Origin of the sequence: Amycolatopsis sp. NPDC024027 (assembly GCF_040638975.1) — a bacterium.
Classification (GTDB): Bacteria; Actinomycetota; Actinomycetes; order Mycobacteriales; family Pseudonocardiaceae; genus Amycolatopsis.
The window spans coordinates 240,503-258,313 of record NZ_JBEZYY010000015.1 but is presented as its reverse complement, the minus strand read 5'-3'; the positions used below and the strand labels follow the sequence as shown (position 1 = coordinate 258,313).

Below are 17,811 nucleotides of genomic sequence, written 5' to 3'. Positions count from 1 at the left end.
GTCGGTCAGAACACCCCAGTCGAAGCCAGGACCGGCTACGTTCAGGCCTCAGCTGCCTGAAACCCTGTGTCCGCCTCCAGGGGGCAACTCCACACTCGTGATTGGAGGGTCGACTCGCGTGATTGGAGGGGCGGGTGGCGTGCCTGGAGGGTCGGATCGGGTGCGGGCCAGGCCGGGTGGGGGCGGCGGTTAACGTTGGGGTGTGCCACGACGCAACCGTCCCGGCCGCCGTTCGGACGGTGGGCCGCCCGAGCGGGACCTCGGTGCCGCCACCGGGTGGGCGCGGGCCGAGTCCGGCACCGACGGGGACTGGCTCGTGCGGACCGTGCCCGGGAGCCAGGCCACCAAGTTCTACCGCTGCCCCGGCTGTGACCACGAGATCCGGCCGGGGACGCCGCACCTGGTCGTCTGGCCCGCCGACGAGACCGGATCCGTCGCCGACCGGCGGCACTGGCACCGGGCCTGCTGGGAAGCGCGGGCCCGGCGGCGGCCGCACCGCCGCTGGTGACTTCGCTCTGGAGTTGTCAAACATCGCCCGGCGGTCAGCGCCGGTAGTGCCGGGACATCGCGCCGTCGTACATCTCCTCCGTGTACTCCGTGAAGCCCAGCCTCTCCGCCACCCGCAGCGACGGCTTGTTCGCGATGCTCACGCTCGCCAGCACCGGCACGGACGGCAGCTCGCGGGCGCACCACTCCAGGACCGCCTGCCCCGCCTCCACCGCGTAGCCCTTCCCCCACGCCGACGGCCGGAACCGGTAGCCGAGGTTCAGGACCTTCCCGCCGTGGAACTCGCGCAGCCGCACGCCGCACATGCCGATCACCTCGGTGCCGCCGCGTTCGAGGACCGCGGGGTAGCCGAAGCCGTGCTCGGCCCAGTGGGCCAGCCAGTCCGAGAACATCGCCGACGCGCGCGGGACGTCGGGTGGGTCGGGGTGGAAGCGGTTGGTCCGGGGATCGGTGTGGATGTCGACCATCGCCTGCCGGTCCGCCTCGTGGAGCGGACGCAGCAGGAGCCGGTCGGTTTCGATGTCGGTGAACACATCGGCGAAGCTAGCGAGGGGGTCCGACAAAATGACGCGCATGACCGAACTGCCGCTGGTCCTCCTCCACGCCTTTCCCCTGGATTCCCGCATGTGGAACGCGGTGCGCGAGCCCCTCGCTTCACACCTTCGGGTGATCACCCCGGATCAGCGCGGGCTCGGCCGCTCGCCGCTGCCGGAGTCCGATCGCGAACCGAGCCTCGAGGACGCCGCGCGGGACGTCGTCGCCCTGCTCGACCGGCTGGACCTCGACCGCGTCGTGCTGGGCGGCTGCTCGATGGGCGGCTACCTCGCGATGGCCGTGCTGCGGCTCGCGCCGGAGCGGGTCGGCGGGCTCGTGCTCATCGACACCAAGGCCGCGCCCGACACCCCGGAGGCCGCCCAGACGCGGCTGGACGTCGCGGACCGCGTCGAGCGCGAAGGCATCGGAAACTGGCTGGCCGAGGCCAACCTGCCCAACCTGCTGGCCGCGTCGACGCGGGAAAAGCGTCCCGAGCTCGTCGAGACGGTCCGGGAGATCATCGAATCCCAGCCGCCCGCCGGCATCGCGTGGACGGCGCTCGCGCTGCGGACCCGGCCGGACTCGCTCGATCTGCTGCGGGATTCCGGCGTTCCCGCGCTGGTCATCGTGGGGGAGGAGGACCGGATCACCCCGGTGGCCGCGGCGAGTGCGATCGCCGAGGTGATGGACGGCGCGACGCTCGTGGTGCTCCCGGAGTCCGGTCACCTGACCCCGCTCGAAGACCCCGCGGGCGTGGTCGAGGCGATCCTGTCCTGGTACTCCGCGACTCACGAAGAAGCGAAGTAGGCGGCGAGCGCGGAGCGGGCTTCGGGAAGCCGGTGCGGGAACCGTTGAGCGATGACGAAGCGCCAGGCGACGGCGAAGAGTTCCCGCAACCGCGTGTATGCGCGGAGGGCCTCGCCGGACACCGAGCCGGGGTAGGCGGCCAGGTACTCCGGGCCGCCTTGCCGCGCCAGGACGCCGAGGTCCCAGGCGAGCGGCCCCAGCCAGGTGTCCTCGAAGTCCAGCCAGCACGGCCCGGCCGCCGTCGCGATCAGGTTGCCGGGGTGCGCGTCGCCGTGCAGCGGCTGGACGGCGCCGTCCGGCAGCGTGGCTTCGATCCGCGCGGCTTCCGCCCGCAAGCGGGGGTCGAAGTCGTACCGGGCGAAGAGCCGCTCCAGGTCGTCCAGCGGCCCGCGGCGGGGCAGCTCACCCGGGTACTCGCGCAGGGCCGCGTGCACGTCGGCGAGGGAGCGCGCGACGACGTCCGGGGCGTACCGGTGGTCCGGATCGTGCGCGGTGTGGTGCCAGAGCGTGACCGGCAGGCCGTCCGCGAAATGCGGTCCGGCCGGGGGATCCGCGGTGGGTGAGACGACGAGCACACCACGGTCCGTGAGGAACCTCGAGAGCGCGACGTCCCGGGCCAGCCAGGCCGCCGGTTCCGGGCGGAGCAGGCGGGTCGTGGCGGGCACCCTGGCGACCAGCGGACCCAGCCTCACCAGCACGTTCGAGCGTTCGTGGAGCACTTCGGGATCGTGGGCGGGCAAGCCGAGGCGAGCGGTCACCTCGCGGGCCGCGAGCACCGCCGCACGGGTGTAGTCGTCGGCCACACACCGATCTTGCCAGCCGGTGCGCGCGACTGTCGGTAGCGAGGGCTACGATCCCCCTAAGCCGCCGGATCGGGTCTCGCCCGACCCTGTGGCGCGACGATGACCACCACAAGGTTTCAGTGTTGGAGGCAGGAGTGACGGCCGTAGCCCCCAAGCCGATCGCCACGCGCCCGTACCCCGCGCGCGAGTCGGTTAAGGGTTCGTACCTGCTGCGGTTGTTCCGCACGACGGACCACAAGCAGATCGGGATCATGTACCTGGTCACGTCGTTCGCCTTCTTCATGGCGGGCGGCGCGATGGCCATGCTGATCCGCACCGAGCTGGCGCGGCCCGGACAGCAGTTCCTCTCGCAGGAGCAGTACAACCAGCTGTTCACCATGCACGGCACGGTGATGCTGCTGCTGTACGCGACCCCGATCCTCTTCGGCTTCGCGAACTTCGTCCTGCCGCTGCAGATCGGCTCGCCGGACGTCGCCTTCCCGCGGCTGAACGCGTTCTCGTACTGGCTGTACCTCTTCGGCGGCCTGATCGTGCTGTCCGGCTTCCTGACCCCGGGTGGCGCCGCCGACTTCGGCTGGTTCGCCTACACCCCGCTGTCGGACGCCATCCACTCGCCGGGCGTCGGCGCGGACCTGTGGATCTCCGGCCTGGTGGTCTCCGGTCTCGGCACCATCCTCGGCGCGGTCAACATGATCACCACCGTGGTCTGCCTGCGCGCGCCGGGCATGACGATGTACCGGATGCCGATCTTCACCTGGAACATCCTGGTCACGAGCATCCTGATCCTGCTCGCCTTCCCGATCCTGACCGCGGCCCTGATGGGCCTGCTGGCGGACCGGCATCTGGGCGCGCACGTGTTCGACCCCGAAAACGGCGGGGTGATCCTCTGGCAGCACCTCTTCTGGTTCTTCGGCCATCCAGAGGTCTACATCGTGGCTCTACCGTTCTTCGGAATCGTGTCGGAGATCTTCCCGGTCTTCAGCCGCAAGCCCATGTTCGGCTACAAGAGCCTGGTCTGGGCGACGCTGGCCATCGCGGCGCTGTCGGTCGCGGTGTGGGCGCACCACATGTACGCCACGGGCGCCGTGCTGCTGCCGTTCTTCTCCTTCATGACGTTCCTGATCGCGGTCCCGACCGGCGTGAAGTTCTTCAACTGGATCGGCACGATGTGGAAGGGCCAGCTGTCCTTCGAGACGCCGATGATCTTCTCGATGGGCTTCATCGTCACGTTCCTCTTCGGCGGCCTGACCGGCATCCTGCTGGCCGCGCCGGCGATCGACTTCCACGTGTCGGACAGCTACTTCGTCGTCGCGCACTTCCACTACGTGCTCTACGGCACGATCGTGTTCGCCACCTTCGCCGGCATCTACTTCTGGTTCCCGAAGATCACCGGCCGGATGATGGACGAGAAGCTCGGCAAGTGGCACTTCTGGACCACGTTCATCGGCTTCCACGGCACGTTCCTCGTCCAGCACTGGCTGGGTGCCGAGGGCATGCCGCGCCGGTACGCGGACTACCTGACCAGTGACGGCTTCACGACGCTGAACACGATCTCCACGATCGGTGCGTACATCCTCGGTGCCTCGACGCTGCCGTTCATCTGGAACGTCTTCAAGAGCTACCGGTACGGCGAGATCGTCACGGTGGACGACCCGTGGGGCTACGGCAACTCGCTCGAGTGGGCGACCTCCTGCCCGCCGCCGCGGCACAACTTCACCGAGCTGCCCCGGATCCGCTCCGAGCGGCCCGCGTTCGAGCTGCACTACCCGCACATGATCGAGCGCATCCACAACGAGGGTGAGATCGGTTTCTTCGGGAAGCAGAAGGTCAACAGCCACGCGGCGCCGTCGCAGGTGCTCACGGAAGCGGTGATCCCGGGAGATCACTCCAAGGACAACGCGAGCGAGCAAGGCGACAAGTAACCCCCTGATCGAGTGAGCGCGTGCCCGGCTGATGTGAAGCCGGGCACGCGCTCTACTTATGTCCGAGCCCGGACCGGCAGACTGGCCGTGCAGCGTTGCCGAACGAGGGATGACCAGTGACCCAGACCCCCGTCCTGATCACGACGACCGGCCCCGACAAGCCGGGTGTCTCGTCCGTGCTGTTCGCCGTGCTGACCCGGCACGACGTCGACGTGCTCGACGTCGAGCAGGTGGTCATCCGCGGGCAGCTCGTGCTCGGGGTGCTCGCCGGGGTCTACCGCGACCCGGAGGGCCTGCAGGAGACGGTCGAGCAGGCGATGGCGTCCGTCGGCATGAACGTCGACGTGAAGATCGGCAGCGCGATCGGTGACGACCCGTTCGCGCTCGGCCGCCGCGACTCCTCCCACGTGCTGGTCGTCCTGGGCCGCCCGGTCACCGCGCGGGGCTTCTCGGAGGTCGCGCGCCGGCTGGCCGCGCTGGACGCCAACATCGACGCGATCCGCAGCGTCGCCGACTACCCCGTGACCGGGCTCGAGCTGTACGTCTCGGTCGACCAGGACACGCCGGAAGCCGACGCCGCGCTGCGCTCGGAACTCGCCGACGCCGCGGTCGAGGCCGGCGTCGACATCGCCGTGGAGCGAGCCGGCATCATGCGCCGGGCGAAGCGGCTCGTCGTGTTCGACGTGGACTCGACCCTGATCCAGGGCGAGGTCATCGAGATGCTGGGCGCGCACGCCGGGGTTGAGCCGGAGATCCGCGAGATCACCGAAGCGGCCATGCGCGGCGAGCTGAACTTCACCGAGTCGCTGGAACGGCGGGTCGCGCTGCTGGCCGGCCTGCCCGCGACGGCGATCGACCAGGTCGCCGCGTCGATCGAGCTGACCCCGGGCGCCCGCACCACGATCCGGACGCTCAAGCGGATGGGCTTCCGCACCGGCGTCGTTTCGGGCGGGTTCACCCAGGTCATCGACGGCCTCGTGGAGGAGCTGGGACTCGACTTCGCGGTGGCGAACGAGCTCGAGATCGTCGACGGCAAGCTCACCGGGAAGGTCATCGGTGACGTCGTCGATCGCGCAGGCAAGGCGAAGGTGCTTCGCCGCTTCGCCGCCGAGTACGACATCCCGCTCGAGCAGTGCGTCGCCGTCGGGGACGGCGCCAACGACATCGACATGCTCTCGGCCGCGGGCATGGGCGTCGCGTTCAACGCGAAGCCGGCGCTGCGCGAGGTGGCCGACACCGCGCTGTCGCACCCGTACCTCGACGCCGTGCTGTTCGTGCTCGGCCTGACCCGCGGCGAGGTCGAAGCGGCCGACGCCGCCGACGGGTTCGAGCTGATGCGTCCGTGAGCAGCGTTCTCGACCCCCTGGGCGCCCGCTACGCCTTCTGGCTGGGGCTTCCGGCCGAAGACACTTCGGACACCTCCGACGAGCTCCCCGAGGAAGTCCGCGCGATGCCGGTCATCCTCCGCATCGAACGGGCCGAACCGCCGGGACGCACGCCGCTGCTGGAGGCGGCGGCCGCGGCGGCGCTGGCGGTGTGCCTCGACGAGCGCGCCCAGCCCGGCGGCGAGTGGGCCGAGCCGGTGCACGCCTGGCTCGACAACCGGATCCGGAAGGTCGCGCGGCGGGCGCGGGGCGCGCACTGGGCGGCCGTCCAGGAGCTGCCAGGCATCACCGTCGAGGTCGACGGCGCGGAGGCGCGGGCGCTCGTGCCGGGGCTGGTCACCGAGACCCCCAAGGAAGTCGCGCGGCTGCAGATCTCCGGCAGCGAACTGCCGCCGGACGAGCCGGGCCCGCTCCCGGACGGTGTCCCGCTGCTGCTGCTCAACCCGCACGTGCCGATGACCGTCGGCAAGGGTGCCGCCCAGGTCGGCCACGCGACGATGATCCTCGCCGCGTTGCTGGGCGAAGCGGAGCGGGCCGCCTGGGCCGATCGGGGCTTCCGGGTCGCCGTGCGCACGGCGAGCCCCGTGCGGTGGAAGGAACTGCACCCCGGTGACGACCCGGAGGGCGCGTGGCGGCGCGACCGCGTCATCGCTGTGCGGGACGCCGGGTTCACCGAGGTTGACCCGGGCACGATCACGGTGCTCGCCCAGTGGGCGCCGGAACAAGCGTCGCCCTGAGCCGGTTGGAGCGGGCATGGGACTCGAAGTACAGCGCGACGGCCAGCACGCCTTCGTGGGGCGCAACGACCGGGGTGCCGAGGTCCGGATCGGCCGGAAAGACGCCGAGGGAGCGTTCTCGCCCGCCGAACTGCTGCAGATCGCGGCGGCGGGCTGCAGCGCGGTGACCGCGGAAGAGCTGATCACGCGGCGGATCGGCGAAGAGGCGAAGTTCCGCGTCGCCGTGAGCGCCGATCGTCGCGAAGGCGCTTCGGAGCTGGACGCCGTGCACGTCGCTTTCGATGTCGACGTGTCGACATTGGCGGCGGATCAGCGGGAAGCGCTGGCTGGCGCCGTGGACCGGGCCATCGACCGGCTGTGCACGGTGAGCCGCACGCTCAAGAAGGGGATCCCGGTGACGGAGACGTTCCCGCAGAGCTAGTTCTGGCTGGATTCCCAGACGACGTAGGCCTGATCGGCGTCGGTGGTCATGGCCTCGATGAACTTCTCGTTGTCGAAGCCCGGCAGGGCCTGCAGGCGCTCGATGAGCGCGTCGGCCGCCGGGTCGCCGCTCGGGACCGCGGTGCCCTTGCCGTCGGTGCCCACCAGCATGAAGAACACGTCTTCGTTCCAAGGGCCGTCAGGGATCACCCTGACCATCACCGACGACAGGTCGGACCACGTGACGGCCTCTTCGCTGCCGTCCGCGAGCCGCCGCCGCACTCCGGTGTCGTCGACGCTGACGGTCCGGGACTGGGCGCTGGACGAATCCTGGGTCAACCGGTGCTCCCTTGTTGCTTCGGTGGCTTCACCGTACCGGGCGCGGCTGTGGACCGCGTCACGCGGGCGCGGCTGCGTCCAGCCGGCGCAGTGCTTCCCGCACCACCTTCGGGTCCATTGTCGGCCAGAACGGCGGCAGCGACGCGCGCAGGAAGCCGCCGTAGCGGGCGTTCGCCAGCCGCGAATCGAGCACCGCCACCACGCCGCGGTCGGTGACCGACCGGTGCAGCCGCCCGGTGCCCTGCGCCAGCAGCAGCGCCGCGTGCGTGGCCGCCACGGTGAGGAACCCGTTGCCGCCGCGAGCTTCCACCGCGCGCTGCCGCGCCGAGGACACCGGGTCGTCCGGGCGCGGGAACGGGATCCGGTCGACCACCACGAGCTGCAGCGACGGGCCGGGGACGTCCACGCCCTGCCACAGGCTCAGCGTGCCGAACAGGCACGTGCGGACGTCTTCGGAGAACTTCTGGACCAGCAGCGACGTCGCGTCGTCGCCCTGGCACAGGATCGGGAAGTCCAGCCGTCCCCGCATCTCCTCGGTGGCCTGCTTGGCCGCCCGCATCGAGGAAAACAGGCCCAGCGTGCGGCCGCCCGCCGCCTCGATCAGCTCGGCCAGTTCGTCCATTGTGGACGACATGAGGCCGTCACGGCCCGGTGGCGGCAGGTGCTTGGCGAGGTACAGGATGCCGTTGCGCCGGTGGTCGAACGGCGAGCCGACGTCCAGGCCGGTCCACTTCGGGCCCGAGTCGTCCGACGGCGCCTCCTTCTCCGTCGCGGCGCCGGGCGCCTGTTCGACCCGGGCCGCGCCGGGCGGGAGACCCCACTGGCGGGCCATGGTGTCGAACGTGCCGCCCAGGGTCAGCGTCGCCGACGTCAGGATCGTCGTGTGCTGGTTGAACACCCGCTCCCGCAGCAGGCCGGCGACGCCCAGCGGCGCCACCTTCAGCGCCGGTGGCCGCGGGTTCGACGAGTACTTGTCGCCGGAGAGCCAGACGACGTCGCGCTGGTGCGCCTGATCCTCGTCGAAGGCTTCCAGCAGCCGGACCGCGGTGTCGTGCACCTCGTCGAGCAGGGACCGCGCCAGCTTGCGCGCCGTGGCCCCCTCGACGTCCTCCTTGCGGTCGGAACCCAGCGCCGTGATGCACCGGTGCGCGGCGTCGCGGACCGCCGGGATGGCGCCCTTCAGCGGCCGCGGCAGCTCGTCCATCCGGCCGGCGGGCAGGTCGTCGACGATCAGGGCGAGCCCGTCACCCGCTTCCAGCAGGCCGTCGGCGACGTCGGCGTCGATCAGCTTGCCGCACCGGCGCGCGGCCGAGGCGCACATCGCGCTGGTCAGCTCGCCGGTGGCGACCGAAGTGACCCGGTCGACCAGGTCGTGGGCCTCGTCGATGATGACCACGTCGTGGTCCGGCAGGACCTGGTAGCCCTGCAGCGCGTCGATCGCCAGCAGCGCGTGGTTGGTGACGATCACGTCGGCGCGGCCGGCCTCGGCGCGGGCCTTCTCGGCGAAGCAGTCCGTGCCGACGGGACAGCGCGAAGCGCCGAGACATTCCTTCGCCGTCACGGAAACCTGGCGCCACGCCTGGTCGGTGACGCCGGGGACGAGCTCGTCGCGATCGCCGGTCTCGGTGTCCGACGCCCACTCCCGCAGCCGTGTGACCTCCTTGCCCAACCGGGACACCGCGAACGGGTCGAACAGCTGGGCGTCCTCCGGCTCGTCCGGCGCGCCGGAATCCAGCCGGTGCAGGCACATGTAGTTGCGGCGGCCCTTGAGGATCGCGAAGGTCGGTTCGCGGCCGAGCGGCTTCTTCAGCGCCTTCGCCAGGCGCGGGAGGTCACGGTCGACGAGCTGGCGCTGCAGCGCGATCGTGGCCGTGGAGACCACGACCGTGGCCTCCTTCTCGACGGCGTGCCGGATCGCGGGCACGAGGTAGGCCAGTGACTTGCCGGTGCCGGTGCCGGCCTGCACGGCCAGGTGCTCACCGGTGCGGATGGCGCGGCCGACGGCGTCGGCCATCTGGACCTGCCCCGGTCGTTCGGCACCGCCTACGGACTCCACCGCGTGGGTGAGGAGTTCGAGGACGCCGGGGAAATCGGTTCGGGCGGGCACAGCGACACACATTAGCCGCCACCACCGACAGAGATCGGTGCTCCGTCGCGAACGGGCCACTCGCGTCGCGGGACCTCCCGCAGGGGAAGGTCCCGCGGCGAGCGTCAGTCCTGGTTGCGGCCGGAGACCAGCTTCCAGGTCAGCGGCAGCAGGCCGGCGGCGACGACGATCTTGATCGCGTCCCCGACCAGGAACGGCGTGACGCCCTTGGCGAACGCGGTGGACAGGTCGAACCCGGTCGACGCCATCAGCCACGGCACGCCGAAGGCGTAGATCACCAGGTTGCCGAGCACCATGGTGCCCGCGGTGCGCGCCGGCGTCCGGTCGCCGCCGCGGCCGGCGAGCGCGCCGACCAGCGCCCCGGCGAAGACGAACCCGACGATGTAGCCGGCGCTCGCGCCCGACAGACCGGACGTGCCGTGCTGGAACCACGGCACACCCACCGCGCCGACCAGCAGGTACACCAGCATCGAGGCGGCCCCGCGCGACATGCCGAGCGACGCGCCGACGAGCAGCGCGGCGAACGTCTGGCCGGTCATCGGCACCGGGCTGCCCGGCACCGGGATCGTCAGCTGCGCGGCGGCGCCGGTGAGCACGGCACCGCCGGCGACCAGCGCGATGTCCCGCACGAGCGAACCGGGGACGAGGTCGGCCAGCACGGGCCGCTTGCCGGCGAAGGACAGCGAAGACACGAAACCTCCCGAGGTGAACAGGCGACAACCGAGGTTAACGCTCGTTACCGGCCCGTGGACCCGCCGAGTTGCGTTCCTCACCGGCCACTCGTCCGGGTGGACCCGATCAGGGCGGGCGCCGGACCGGCCGATGACGAAGGGCATAGCTGCGAACTGTCACGCCAACCGCGGAGGCCGGAGATGCGAAACCCCAGGAAGCGGACATTTCGATTGCTGGCCGTGACGACGCTGGCCGCTCCGCTGCTCGGCGCGGCGGCCCCGGTGACGTCCACCGGATGGGCGTCGTCCGGCTCGGTGGACGTCACGATCGACAACGAGCAGGTCGTCACCGGTGAACTGGCGAAGTGCACGGTCGACGGCCCCTACCAAGGCTGGACGCAGGGCGGCGCCACGGGCGACATCGCGGTGTTCGGTGCCGGTAACACCGGCTGCGGGCGAGCCGGCGAGGCGGCGATCGCCCAGGCGGCCGGGCGCCGCTTCCGGGCGACCGTGCTGCAGCGCTACGGCGGCCCGGAACTCACCGTCCGCACCTTCTCCGCGAAGTGCGCGACGACGGCCACCGGCAGCCAGGGCGAGGTGGCGGTCGGCGCCGTCGAAGGGGTCACCGTGCCGGAGGAGATCCCGCCGAACTACCGGATCGTCATCCCCGGCGGCGCCGCCGGCACCGCGCTGGCGACGGTCGTGCTCAACGAGACCGTGACGCCCCAGCCGCCGGACGGCAGCCTGGTGACGCACGCGGTGCACATCAAGCTGTTCCCGCAGGGCGGCCCGGCGAGCGGCGACATCTACCTGGGCACGGCCGCCTGCGACCCCTTCGGCAAGAAGTAGCTCAAGCCGTCCCGAAGCGCGAAGCGGCGGCGACGAACTCGCCCGCCCGCGTGGCCAGGTCCGGGAGGCTGCCGCCGGAGGACAGCGCGTCGCCCAGCAACGGCGTCGCCGCGGCCACCGCGATCGCGCCCGAGCGCAGGTAGCCCTCGACGTCGGCCAGGTGGACGCCGCCGGTGGGCACCAGCGGGACGTCGGGCAGCGGCGCCCGCACCGCGCGCAGGTACGCGACCCCGCCCACGGCCGCGATCGGGAACACCTTCACCGCGGCCGCGCCGAGCCGCCAGGCCTGGTCGATCTCCGTCGGCGTCAGCGCGCCGCAGACCACCGGGGTGTCCAGGGCCGCGGCGCGCTCGAGGACCGCCGGGTTGACCGTCGGCGTGATCAGGTACGCGGCACCCGCGTCCACCGCGATGTCCACATCGGACGGTTCGCGGACGCTGCCCGCGCCGATCAGCGCGGCTTCGCCCAGCGCCAGGCGCAGCGCGGTGATGGCGGCGGGCGCGCCCGGCGTCGTCAGCGTCGCTTCGAGCAGGCGGACGCCCGCCGCGTGCAGCACCATCGCGGCGTCGGCGAACCGCGACGCGTCGCCGGCGCGCAGGATCGCGACGAGCCGGTGTTCCGCCAGCGCCGCCTGCAGGTCCTTCACGCGGCCGGGCCGACGGCGGCGGTGCCGGTGTAGGTGACACCCGCCTCGTCGAAGTCCTTCAGCGTCGCGTCGACGGTCGGCTGCGAGCCGCCGACGGTCATGTCCAGCAGCACCCGCACGCCGAAGCCGGCCTTCGCGGCGTCCAGCGCCGTCGCGCGGACGCAGAAGTCCGTCGCGATGCCGACGACGTCGACGTCGGTCACGTCGTGCTCGCGCAGCCAGGCCTCCAGGGACTTCCCGTCGCGGGCCGCCCCCTCGAAGCCGGAGTACGCGGCGCTGTACTCGCCCTTGGAGAACACCTCGCCGATCGGGACGACGTCGAGCGCGGCGTGGAACGACGCGCCCGGCGTGCCGGCGACGCAGTGCACCGGCCAGCTGTCCTTGAAGTCCGGCGTCTCGCTGAAGTGGTCGCCCGGGTCGATGTGGTTGTCGCGGGTGGCCACGACGTGGCTGTACCCGCCCTCGGCGGCCTGCTTCGAAATGGCGGCGGCCGCGGCGGCCCCGCCCGGCAGGCCGAGCGAACCCCCTTCGCAGAAGTCGTTCTGCACGTCCACCACGATCAGCGCGGTTCCCATGGCCGGACTCCGTTTCAGAAGAAGAGGGTGGGGATGGCGGGTTCGCCGTGCGAAAGCTTGAGGCCCTCCCACGGCAAGCTGACCAGGCCGCGGCGCAGCCGCTGCCTCGCGTCGTCGAGCGTAGGCAGGTCGGGCGCCGGACGGCCAGCGCGGATCAGCGGGATCTGCAGCGGCCGGTCGTTGGCTTCCGGCTCGGGAGCGGCCCCCGAGGTCGTCCAGACGACCTCCTCGACCGCCGTGCCGGTGCCGCGGTGACGCCGCAGCGCGGACTTGCGCCCGCCGCGCGACTCCTTGTGCGCGCTGCGCTTGGCGACCGGCTTGCCGTCCACTTCGACCAGCTTGTAGACCATGCCGGCGGTCGGCGCGCCGGATCCGGTGACCACCGAGGTGCCGACGCCGTAGGCGTCCACCGGCTCCGCGCGCAGCGCCGCGATGGCGTGCTCGTCGAGGTCGCCGGACACCACGATCCGGGTGTCCTTCGCACCGAGGGAATCCAGCTGCTCGCGGGCGCGGCGGGCGAGCGGGCCGACGTCGCCGGAGTCGATCCGGATCGCGCCGAGCTCGGGCCCGGCGACGCGGACCGCCGTCTCGATGCCCGCGGTGATGTCGTAGGTGTCGACCAGCAGCGTCGTGTCCGCGCCCATCTTGTCCACCTGGGCGCGGAAGGCCGCCTCCTCGCTGTCGTGCAGCAGCATGAAGGCGTGCGCGACGGTGCCGCGCGTCGGGATGCCGTAGCGGCGGCCGGCTTCCAGGTTGGACGTCGTCGCGAACCCGGCCAGGTAGGCGGCCCGCGCGGCCGCGACCGCGGCGTATTCGTGCGTGCGGCGGCCGCCCATCTCGATGATCGGGCGGCCGTGCGCGGCGCCGGACATCCGGGCCGCGGCCGACGCGATGGCGCTGTCGTGGTTGAGGATCGACAGCACCAGCGTCTCCAGCAGCACGCACTCGGCGAACGAGCCGGTGACGGTGAGGATCGGCGAGCCCGGGAAGTACAGCTCGCCCTCGGCGTAGCCGTCGATGTCGCCCGAGAACTCGTAGTCCGCCAGCCAGGCGAGCGTCGCGTCGTCGACGACCGCGGTGGCCTCCAGCTGCGCCAGTTCGGCGTCGGTGAAGCGGAAGTCCGCGATCGCGTCGAGAACCCGCGCGGTGCCCGCGACGACGCCGTAGCGCCGCCCGTCCGGCAGCCTCCTGGCGAAAACTTCGAACACGCAGGGCCGCGCGTGCGTCCCGTCGGCGAGTGCGCTGCCCAGCATGGTCAGCTCGTAGTGGTCGGTGAGCAGCGCAGTGCTGGCCGTGACCGGCTCCGGTGAACCCATGGGGTAAGCCTATTCACCCACATGGCCGGACCTGGCGCGGCGTACCCGGTCACCCCCGTGACACCATGGGGTGCATGTCCACGCCTGTCGCATCCGAACAGACGCAGGTCGAACCGGCCGGAGCGGAAGTCGCCGAGTCGGACACACCGTGGCGGACCGTGGTGTGGAACGACCCGGTCAACCTGATGTCGTACGTGACGTACGTCTTCCAGAAGCTGTTCGGCTACAGCCGCGACCACGCCACCAAGCTGATGCTGGACGTGCACCAGAAGGGCAAGGCGATCGTGTCCTCCGGCAGCAAGGAGAAGGTGGAGACGGACGTGGCGAAACTCCACGCGGCCGGCCTCTGGGCCACCATGGAGCAGCCCTCGTGAACGGTTGGCGGCGCAAGGGCGCGGTGATCCACGCGGGGTTCGAGCAGCAGGAAGCGGCCGTGCTGCGCGGGCTGGTCAGCCAGCTCGAGGACATGCTCACCGCGCGGGCCGAAGAGGCGCCCCAGGACGAGCTCGCCGAGCTCACCGGCATCCGGACCGGGCCCAGCGAGTCGCCGGACGACCCGGTGCTCTCGCGGCTGCTCCCGGACTTCCACAAGCTCGACCCGGACAACCCGTCGCGGGAGGACATCGACTCCGTCGCGGCGATGCGGTCGCTGCACGAGCCGGAGCTGCTCGACATCAAGGTCGGCGTGGCCAAGATCGTGCTCGACACGCTGCCCCGCGACGGCGGCCACGTCCGGCTGACCGAGGAGCAGGCCGACGCCTGGCTGGGCGCGCTCAACGACGTCCGGCTGGCGCTCGGCACCGCGCTCGACGTCACCGAGGACATGCCCGACGAGCTGCCCGAAGACGACCCGCGGGCCCCGCACCTGGGCGTCTACCACTGGCTGACCTGGGTGCAGGAGACGCTGATCCAGGCGCTGACCGGATGATCACCGACGTGCCGGGTGTCCTGGTCGGGCACCACGAGCGGGTCGGCGACGGCTGGGCCACCGGGACGACGGTGGTGCTGGTGCCCGAGGGCGCGGTCGGCGCGGTCGACCAGCGCGGTGGCGCACCCGGCACGCGGGAGACGAACCTGCTGGAGCCGGAGAACCTGGTGCAGCGGGTCAACGCCGTCTGCCTGTCGGGCGGGTCGGCGTACGGCCTCGCCGCGGCCGACGGCGTGATGCGGTGGCTTTCGGAGCGCAACCTGGGCTTTCCCGTCGGGACGCAGCCGCACGAGGTGGTGCCGATCGTGCCCGCGGCCGTGCTGTTCGACCTGCCGCGCAACGACTGGGGCAACCGGCCCGACGCGTCCTTCGGCTACGCGGCCTGCGACGCGGCTTCCGGCTCGTTCTCCCAGGGGACGGTCGGGGCGGGCGCTGGAGCGGCTGTCGGGTCGTTGAAGGGCGGCATCGGGTCGGCGAGCGAGGTCGTCGGCGAGTTCACGGTCGGGGCGCTGGCGGCGGTCAACGCGGCCGGCGAGGCCGTGGACCTGACGACGGGCCGGGCGTACGCCGCCGACCACGGCGACTTCGGCGTCCAGTGGCCCTCGCGGGCCGCTGACCTGCCCTCGCGCCGGACGGACCTCAACACGACCATCGGCGTGGTCGCGGTCGACGCGGCGCTGTCCAAGGCCGAAGCGCGGCGGATCGCGGTCGCGGCGCAGGACGGGCTGGCGCGAGCCGTGCGTCCGGCCCACACGATGTTCGACGGCGACACGGTGTTCGCGCTGGCCACGGGGGCGCACGAGCTGCCGGACGCGAGCGGGCCGTTCGGCGCGGCGGCCCGGCCGGCGGCGCTGGACGCGCTGTGCTCGGCGACGGCGCGGGTGTTCGCCCGGGCGATGGTGCACGGCCTGCTGGCGGCGACCACGGCCGGTGGGGTGCCGGCCTACCGGGACGTCTGGCCGGAAGCGTTCGGTCAGCCGCCCGGGTAGGGGTCCTCGGGCAGGGCGTCGCCGGCGGCCTCGAGGTTCGCCGCGCGCACGGCGCTCACGTACTCCTCGTCGATCTCCATGTCGATCCCGCCGACGGACAGGATCGGCCCGAGCGAGGGGTGGATCTCGAGCGGCCCCAGTTCAGTGCTGCGCGGCAGGCGCGCCCAGATCTGCTTCGGCCGGTTCAGGCTCCAGCGGCTGCACGCCAGCAGGGTCACGTGCCGGTCGGTGACCATGACCAGGAACCCGACGCGCATGCGTGAGCGGTTGACGTAGAGCGACATCCCCGGGATCACGTACTGGATCCGCTCGTCCGTGCCCAGGTACGTCCGGCACCGATCGCGTGTTTTCGACGACAGTGGCACCCGGCCAGTATCCCGGGAACGGCTGGTGAGCGGTAGCTCTCAGCATCTGGACGAGCTTTGTCCACCACCTAAGATGTCGGTGTGCTCCGGATCCGCCGTGAACTCGTCGACGAGATCGTCGCCCATGCCCGCCGTGACCACCCCGACGAGGCGTGCGGGGTGATCGCCGGGCCCGAGGGCTCGGATTCCCCCGAGCGGTTCATCCCCATGCTCAACGCGGCCCGGTCGCCGACGTTCTACGAGTTCGACTCCGGTGACCTGCTGAAGCTCTACCGCGAGATGGCCGCGAACGACGAGGTGCCGGTGGTGATCTACCACTCGCACACCGCGACCGAGGCCTACCCGTCGCGGACCGACGCGAACATCGCGGCCGAGCCGGACGCGCACTACGTGCTCGTCTCCACCCGCGACCCCGAAGTGCACGAGTTCCGGTCGTACCGGATCGTGGACGCCGAGATCACCGAGGAGCCGGTCGAGATCCTCGGCTGAGCCCGCTCGGAATAAACCGCCGCGCCACCGGCGTCTGCGTGTAAGAACCCACCGGAGGTAAGAACCCATGGCCGTGACCGTCTCCATCCCGACGATCCTGCGCACCCACACCGGCGGCGAGAAGTCCGTCGAGGCGAAGGGCGCGACCGTCCTCGAGGTCATCGACGACGTCGAGTCCCGCCACGCGGGCATCAAGGGCCGCCTGGTGAAGGAGGAGAAGCTGCACCGCTTCATCAACGTCTACGTCAACGACGAGGACGTGCGCTTCGCCGGCGGGCTCGAGGCCGAGGTCAAGGACGGCGACACCCTGACCATCCTCCCCGCCGTGGCCGGTGGCTGATCGATGGCTCGCTTCGAGTCCCTGCTCGACGCGCTCGGCGGCACCCCGCTGGTCGGGCTGCCCCGGCTCTCCCCGACGCACGACGTGCGCCTGTGGGCCAAGCTGGAGGACCGCAACCCGACCGGTTCGATCAAGGACCGGCCCGCACTGGCCATGATCGAAGCCGCCGAGCGCGAAGGCAAGCTGCGGCGCGGCTCCACGATCCTGGAGCCGACGTCGGGCAACACCGGGATTTCGCTGGCCATGGCCGCCAAGCTCAAGGGCTACGGGCTGGTCTGCGTGATGCCGGAGAACACCTCCATCGAGCGCAAACAGCTGCTGCAGGCCTACGGCGCGCGGATCGTCTTCTCGCCGGCCGCGGGTGGCTCGAACGAGGCCGTCCGGCGGGCGAAGGAGCTGGCCGAGGCGAACCCGGACTGGGTGATGCTCTACCAGTACGGCAACCCGGCCAACGCCGACGCGCACTACCGCGGCACCGGCCCGGAGCTGCTCAAGGACCTGCCGACGCTGACGCACTTCGTCGGCGGCCTCGGCACCACGGGCACGCTCGTCGGCGTCGGGCGCTACCTGCACGAGGCGAAGCCGGACGTCCGGATCATCGCGGCCGAGCCGCGCTACGGCGAGCTGGTGTACGGCCTGCGCAACCTCGACGAAGGGTTCGTGCCGGAGCTGTACGACCCTTCGGTGCTCAACGGCCGGTACTCCGTGGGGGCGTACGACGCGTTGCGGCGCACCCGGGAGCTGCTGGAGAACGAAGGCATCTTCGCGGGCATCTCGACGGGCGCGGTGCTGCACGCGGCCTTGGCGGTGGCCGAGAAGGCCGCGGCCCGGGGCGACACGGCGGATGTGGCGTTCGTCGTCGCGGACGCCGGGTGGAAGTACCTGTCCACGGGGGCCTACGCGGGGTCGCTCGACGAGGCGGCCCAGCGGCTCGACGGGCAGCTCTGGGCTTGAGTCACTCGGCCTGCCACAGCGGGGGCAGGCCGAGGTCGACGCCGTCGGCCCGCGCCGGCCGGCGCCGCGCCGGTCAGCTCGGCGACGACCGGCGCGTCGAGGGCGTGGTCGGTGACCAGGACGTTCGA

General features: G+C 71.6%; 22 protein-coding genes. 13 read left to right on the top strand and 9 right to left on the bottom strand.

Annotated elements, in window-relative coordinates; genetic code table 11:
- Positions 1-202: 202 nt before the first annotated feature.
- The gene (locus tag AB0F52_RS32600) at positions 203-508 is read left to right on the top strand and encodes a hypothetical protein (protein ID WP_103344298.1); all 306 of its coding nucleotides are present in this window, start codon (positions 203-205) and stop codon (positions 506-508) included.
- A 34-nt stretch (positions 509-542) separates the two neighbouring features.
- On the opposite strand, the gene AB0F52_RS32595 is transcribed toward AB0F52_RS32600, so the two are convergent.
- Positions 543-1,082, bottom strand: a complete 540-nt coding sequence (locus AB0F52_RS32595) for a GNAT family N-acetyltransferase (protein WP_360179379.1) — start codon at positions 1,080-1,082, stop codon at positions 543-545.
- Between AB0F52_RS32595 and AB0F52_RS32590 the strand changes: the two genes are divergently transcribed.
- Positions 1,081-1,848 carry an alpha/beta hydrolase gene (locus AB0F52_RS32590; RefSeq protein ID WP_360179377.1) on the top strand — a complete coding sequence of 256 codons (768 nt, stop codon included), beginning with the start codon at positions 1,081-1,083 and terminating at the stop codon, positions 1,846-1,848. The genes AB0F52_RS32595 and AB0F52_RS32590 overlap by 2 nt on opposite strands.
- Here AB0F52_RS32590 and AB0F52_RS32585 read toward each other — a convergent pair.
- On the bottom strand, positions 1,830-2,651 hold the full coding sequence (locus tag AB0F52_RS32585) for an aminoglycoside phosphotransferase family protein (protein ID WP_360179375.1): 822 nt from the start codon (positions 2,649-2,651) through the stop codon (positions 1,830-1,832). The genes AB0F52_RS32590 and AB0F52_RS32585 overlap by 19 nt on opposite strands.
- A 134-nt stretch (positions 2,652-2,785) precedes the next feature.
- On the opposite strand from AB0F52_RS32585, the gene ctaD reads away from it, so the two are divergent.
- The 4 genes from ctaD (at position 2,786) to AB0F52_RS32565 (ending at position 7,116) form a co-directional block, all read left to right on the top strand.
- Complete coding sequence (ctaD, locus tag AB0F52_RS32580; RefSeq protein ID WP_360179373.1) at positions 2,786-4,573, top strand: cytochrome c oxidase subunit I; 1,788 nt, start codon at positions 2,786-2,788, stop codon at positions 4,571-4,573.
- Positions 4,574-4,689: 116 nt separating this feature from the next.
- Positions 4,690-5,919: a phosphoserine phosphatase SerB gene (serB, locus tag AB0F52_RS32575; RefSeq protein ID WP_360179371.1), complete on the top strand. Its 1,230-nt coding sequence runs from the start codon at positions 4,690-4,692 to the stop codon at positions 5,917-5,919.
- Positions 5,916-6,695: a peptidyl-tRNA hydrolase gene (locus AB0F52_RS32570; protein ID WP_360179369.1), complete on the top strand. Its 780-nt coding sequence runs from the start codon at positions 5,916-5,918 to the stop codon at positions 6,693-6,695. Before serB ends, AB0F52_RS32570 begins: the two co-directional genes overlap by 4 nt.
- Before the next feature lie 16 nt (positions 6,696-6,711).
- Positions 6,712-7,116: an OsmC family protein gene (locus AB0F52_RS32565; RefSeq protein WP_360179367.1), complete on the top strand. Its 405-nt coding sequence runs from the start codon at positions 6,712-6,714 to the stop codon at positions 7,114-7,116.
- On the opposite strand, the gene AB0F52_RS32560 is transcribed toward AB0F52_RS32565, so the two are convergent.
- The 3 genes from AB0F52_RS32560 to AB0F52_RS32550 form a co-directional block, all read right to left on the bottom strand.
- Positions 7,113-7,454 (bottom strand): hypothetical protein, encoded by a 342-nt coding sequence (locus AB0F52_RS32560; RefSeq protein WP_103344306.1) that lies wholly within the window; start codon positions 7,452-7,454, stop codon positions 7,113-7,115. The genes AB0F52_RS32565 and AB0F52_RS32560 overlap by 4 nt on opposite strands.
- 58 nt (positions 7,455-7,512) lie before the next feature.
- Positions 7,513-9,561, bottom strand: a complete 2,049-nt coding sequence (locus tag AB0F52_RS32555; protein ID WP_360179365.1) for an ATP-dependent DNA helicase — start codon at positions 9,559-9,561, stop codon at positions 7,513-7,515.
- A 104-nt stretch (positions 9,562-9,665) separates the two neighbouring features.
- Positions 9,666-10,253: a biotin transporter BioY gene (locus AB0F52_RS32550; protein WP_360179363.1), complete on the bottom strand. Its 588-nt coding sequence runs from the start codon at positions 10,251-10,253 to the stop codon at positions 9,666-9,668.
- Positions 10,254-10,463: 210 nt separating this feature from the next.
- Between AB0F52_RS32550 and AB0F52_RS32545 the strand changes: the two genes are divergently transcribed.
- Entirely contained in the window at positions 10,464-11,081 is a 618-nt protein-coding gene (locus AB0F52_RS32545; protein ID WP_360179417.1) for a choice-of-anchor P family protein, read from the top strand.
- 1 nt (position 11,082) lies between these two features.
- Here the strand turns inward: AB0F52_RS32545 and AB0F52_RS32540 are convergent, their stop codons facing one another.
- The 3 genes from AB0F52_RS32540 to AB0F52_RS32530 are packed head-to-tail and all read right to left on the bottom strand — an operon-like array spanning position 11,083 to position 13,618.
- Entirely contained in the window at positions 11,083-11,727 is a 645-nt protein-coding gene (locus tag AB0F52_RS32540; protein ID WP_360179361.1) for a bifunctional 4-hydroxy-2-oxoglutarate aldolase/2-dehydro-3-deoxy-phosphogluconate aldolase, read from the bottom strand.
- Positions 11,724-12,302 carry an isochorismatase family protein gene (locus AB0F52_RS32535; RefSeq protein WP_360179359.1) on the bottom strand — a complete coding sequence of 193 codons (579 nt, stop codon included), beginning with the start codon at positions 12,300-12,302 and terminating at the stop codon, positions 11,724-11,726. The genes AB0F52_RS32540 and AB0F52_RS32535 overlap by 4 nt, the downstream gene beginning before the upstream one ends.
- Before the next feature lie 14 nt (positions 12,303-12,316).
- Entirely contained in the window at positions 12,317-13,618 is a 1,302-nt protein-coding gene (locus AB0F52_RS32530) for a nicotinate phosphoribosyltransferase (protein WP_360179357.1), read from the bottom strand.
- 74 nt (positions 13,619-13,692) lie between these two features.
- On the opposite strand from AB0F52_RS32530, the gene clpS reads away from it, so the two are divergent.
- From clpS to AB0F52_RS32515, 3 genes are read left to right on the top strand one after another with little or no spacing between them, the layout of a single operon-like run.
- Entirely contained in the window at positions 13,693-13,992 is a 300-nt protein-coding gene (clpS, locus tag AB0F52_RS32525; protein ID WP_013229464.1) for an ATP-dependent Clp protease adapter ClpS, read from the top strand.
- A complete protein-coding gene (locus AB0F52_RS32520) occupies positions 13,989-14,546 on the top strand; it encodes a DUF2017 domain-containing protein (protein WP_020640928.1) in 558 nt (185 codons plus the stop codon). The genes clpS and AB0F52_RS32520 overlap by 4 nt, the downstream gene beginning before the upstream one ends.
- Positions 14,543-15,535 (top strand): P1 family peptidase, encoded by a 993-nt coding sequence (locus tag AB0F52_RS32515; RefSeq protein ID WP_360179354.1) that lies wholly within the window; start codon positions 14,543-14,545, stop codon positions 15,533-15,535. The genes AB0F52_RS32520 and AB0F52_RS32515 overlap by 4 nt, the downstream gene beginning before the upstream one ends.
- On the opposite strand, the gene AB0F52_RS32510 is transcribed toward AB0F52_RS32515, so the two are convergent.
- Entirely contained in the window at positions 15,520-15,900 is a 381-nt protein-coding gene (locus AB0F52_RS32510; RefSeq protein WP_360179352.1) for a hypothetical protein, read from the bottom strand. The genes AB0F52_RS32515 and AB0F52_RS32510 overlap by 16 nt on opposite strands.
- 81 nt (positions 15,901-15,981) lie before the next feature.
- Here AB0F52_RS32510 and AB0F52_RS32505 point away from each other — a divergent pair, with 81 nt between their 5' ends.
- The 3 genes from AB0F52_RS32505 to AB0F52_RS32495 all read left to right on the top strand — a co-directional run bounded on the left by AB0F52_RS32505 (position 15,982) and on the right by AB0F52_RS32495 (position 17,683).
- Positions 15,982-16,389: a M67 family metallopeptidase gene (locus AB0F52_RS32505; protein WP_103344314.1), complete on the top strand. Its 408-nt coding sequence runs from the start codon at positions 15,982-15,984 to the stop codon at positions 16,387-16,389.
- Positions 16,390-16,456: 67 nt separating this feature from the next.
- The gene (locus tag AB0F52_RS32500) at positions 16,457-16,729 is read left to right on the top strand and encodes a MoaD/ThiS family protein (protein WP_086679767.1); all 273 of its coding nucleotides are present in this window, start codon (positions 16,457-16,459) and stop codon (positions 16,727-16,729) included.
- Between the two features lie 3 nt (positions 16,730-16,732).
- Positions 16,733-17,683 carry a cysteine synthase gene (locus tag AB0F52_RS32495; RefSeq protein WP_360179350.1) on the top strand — a complete coding sequence of 317 codons (951 nt, stop codon included), beginning with the start codon at positions 16,733-16,735 and terminating at the stop codon, positions 17,681-17,683.
- Positions 17,684-17,811: the final 128 nt, after the last annotated feature.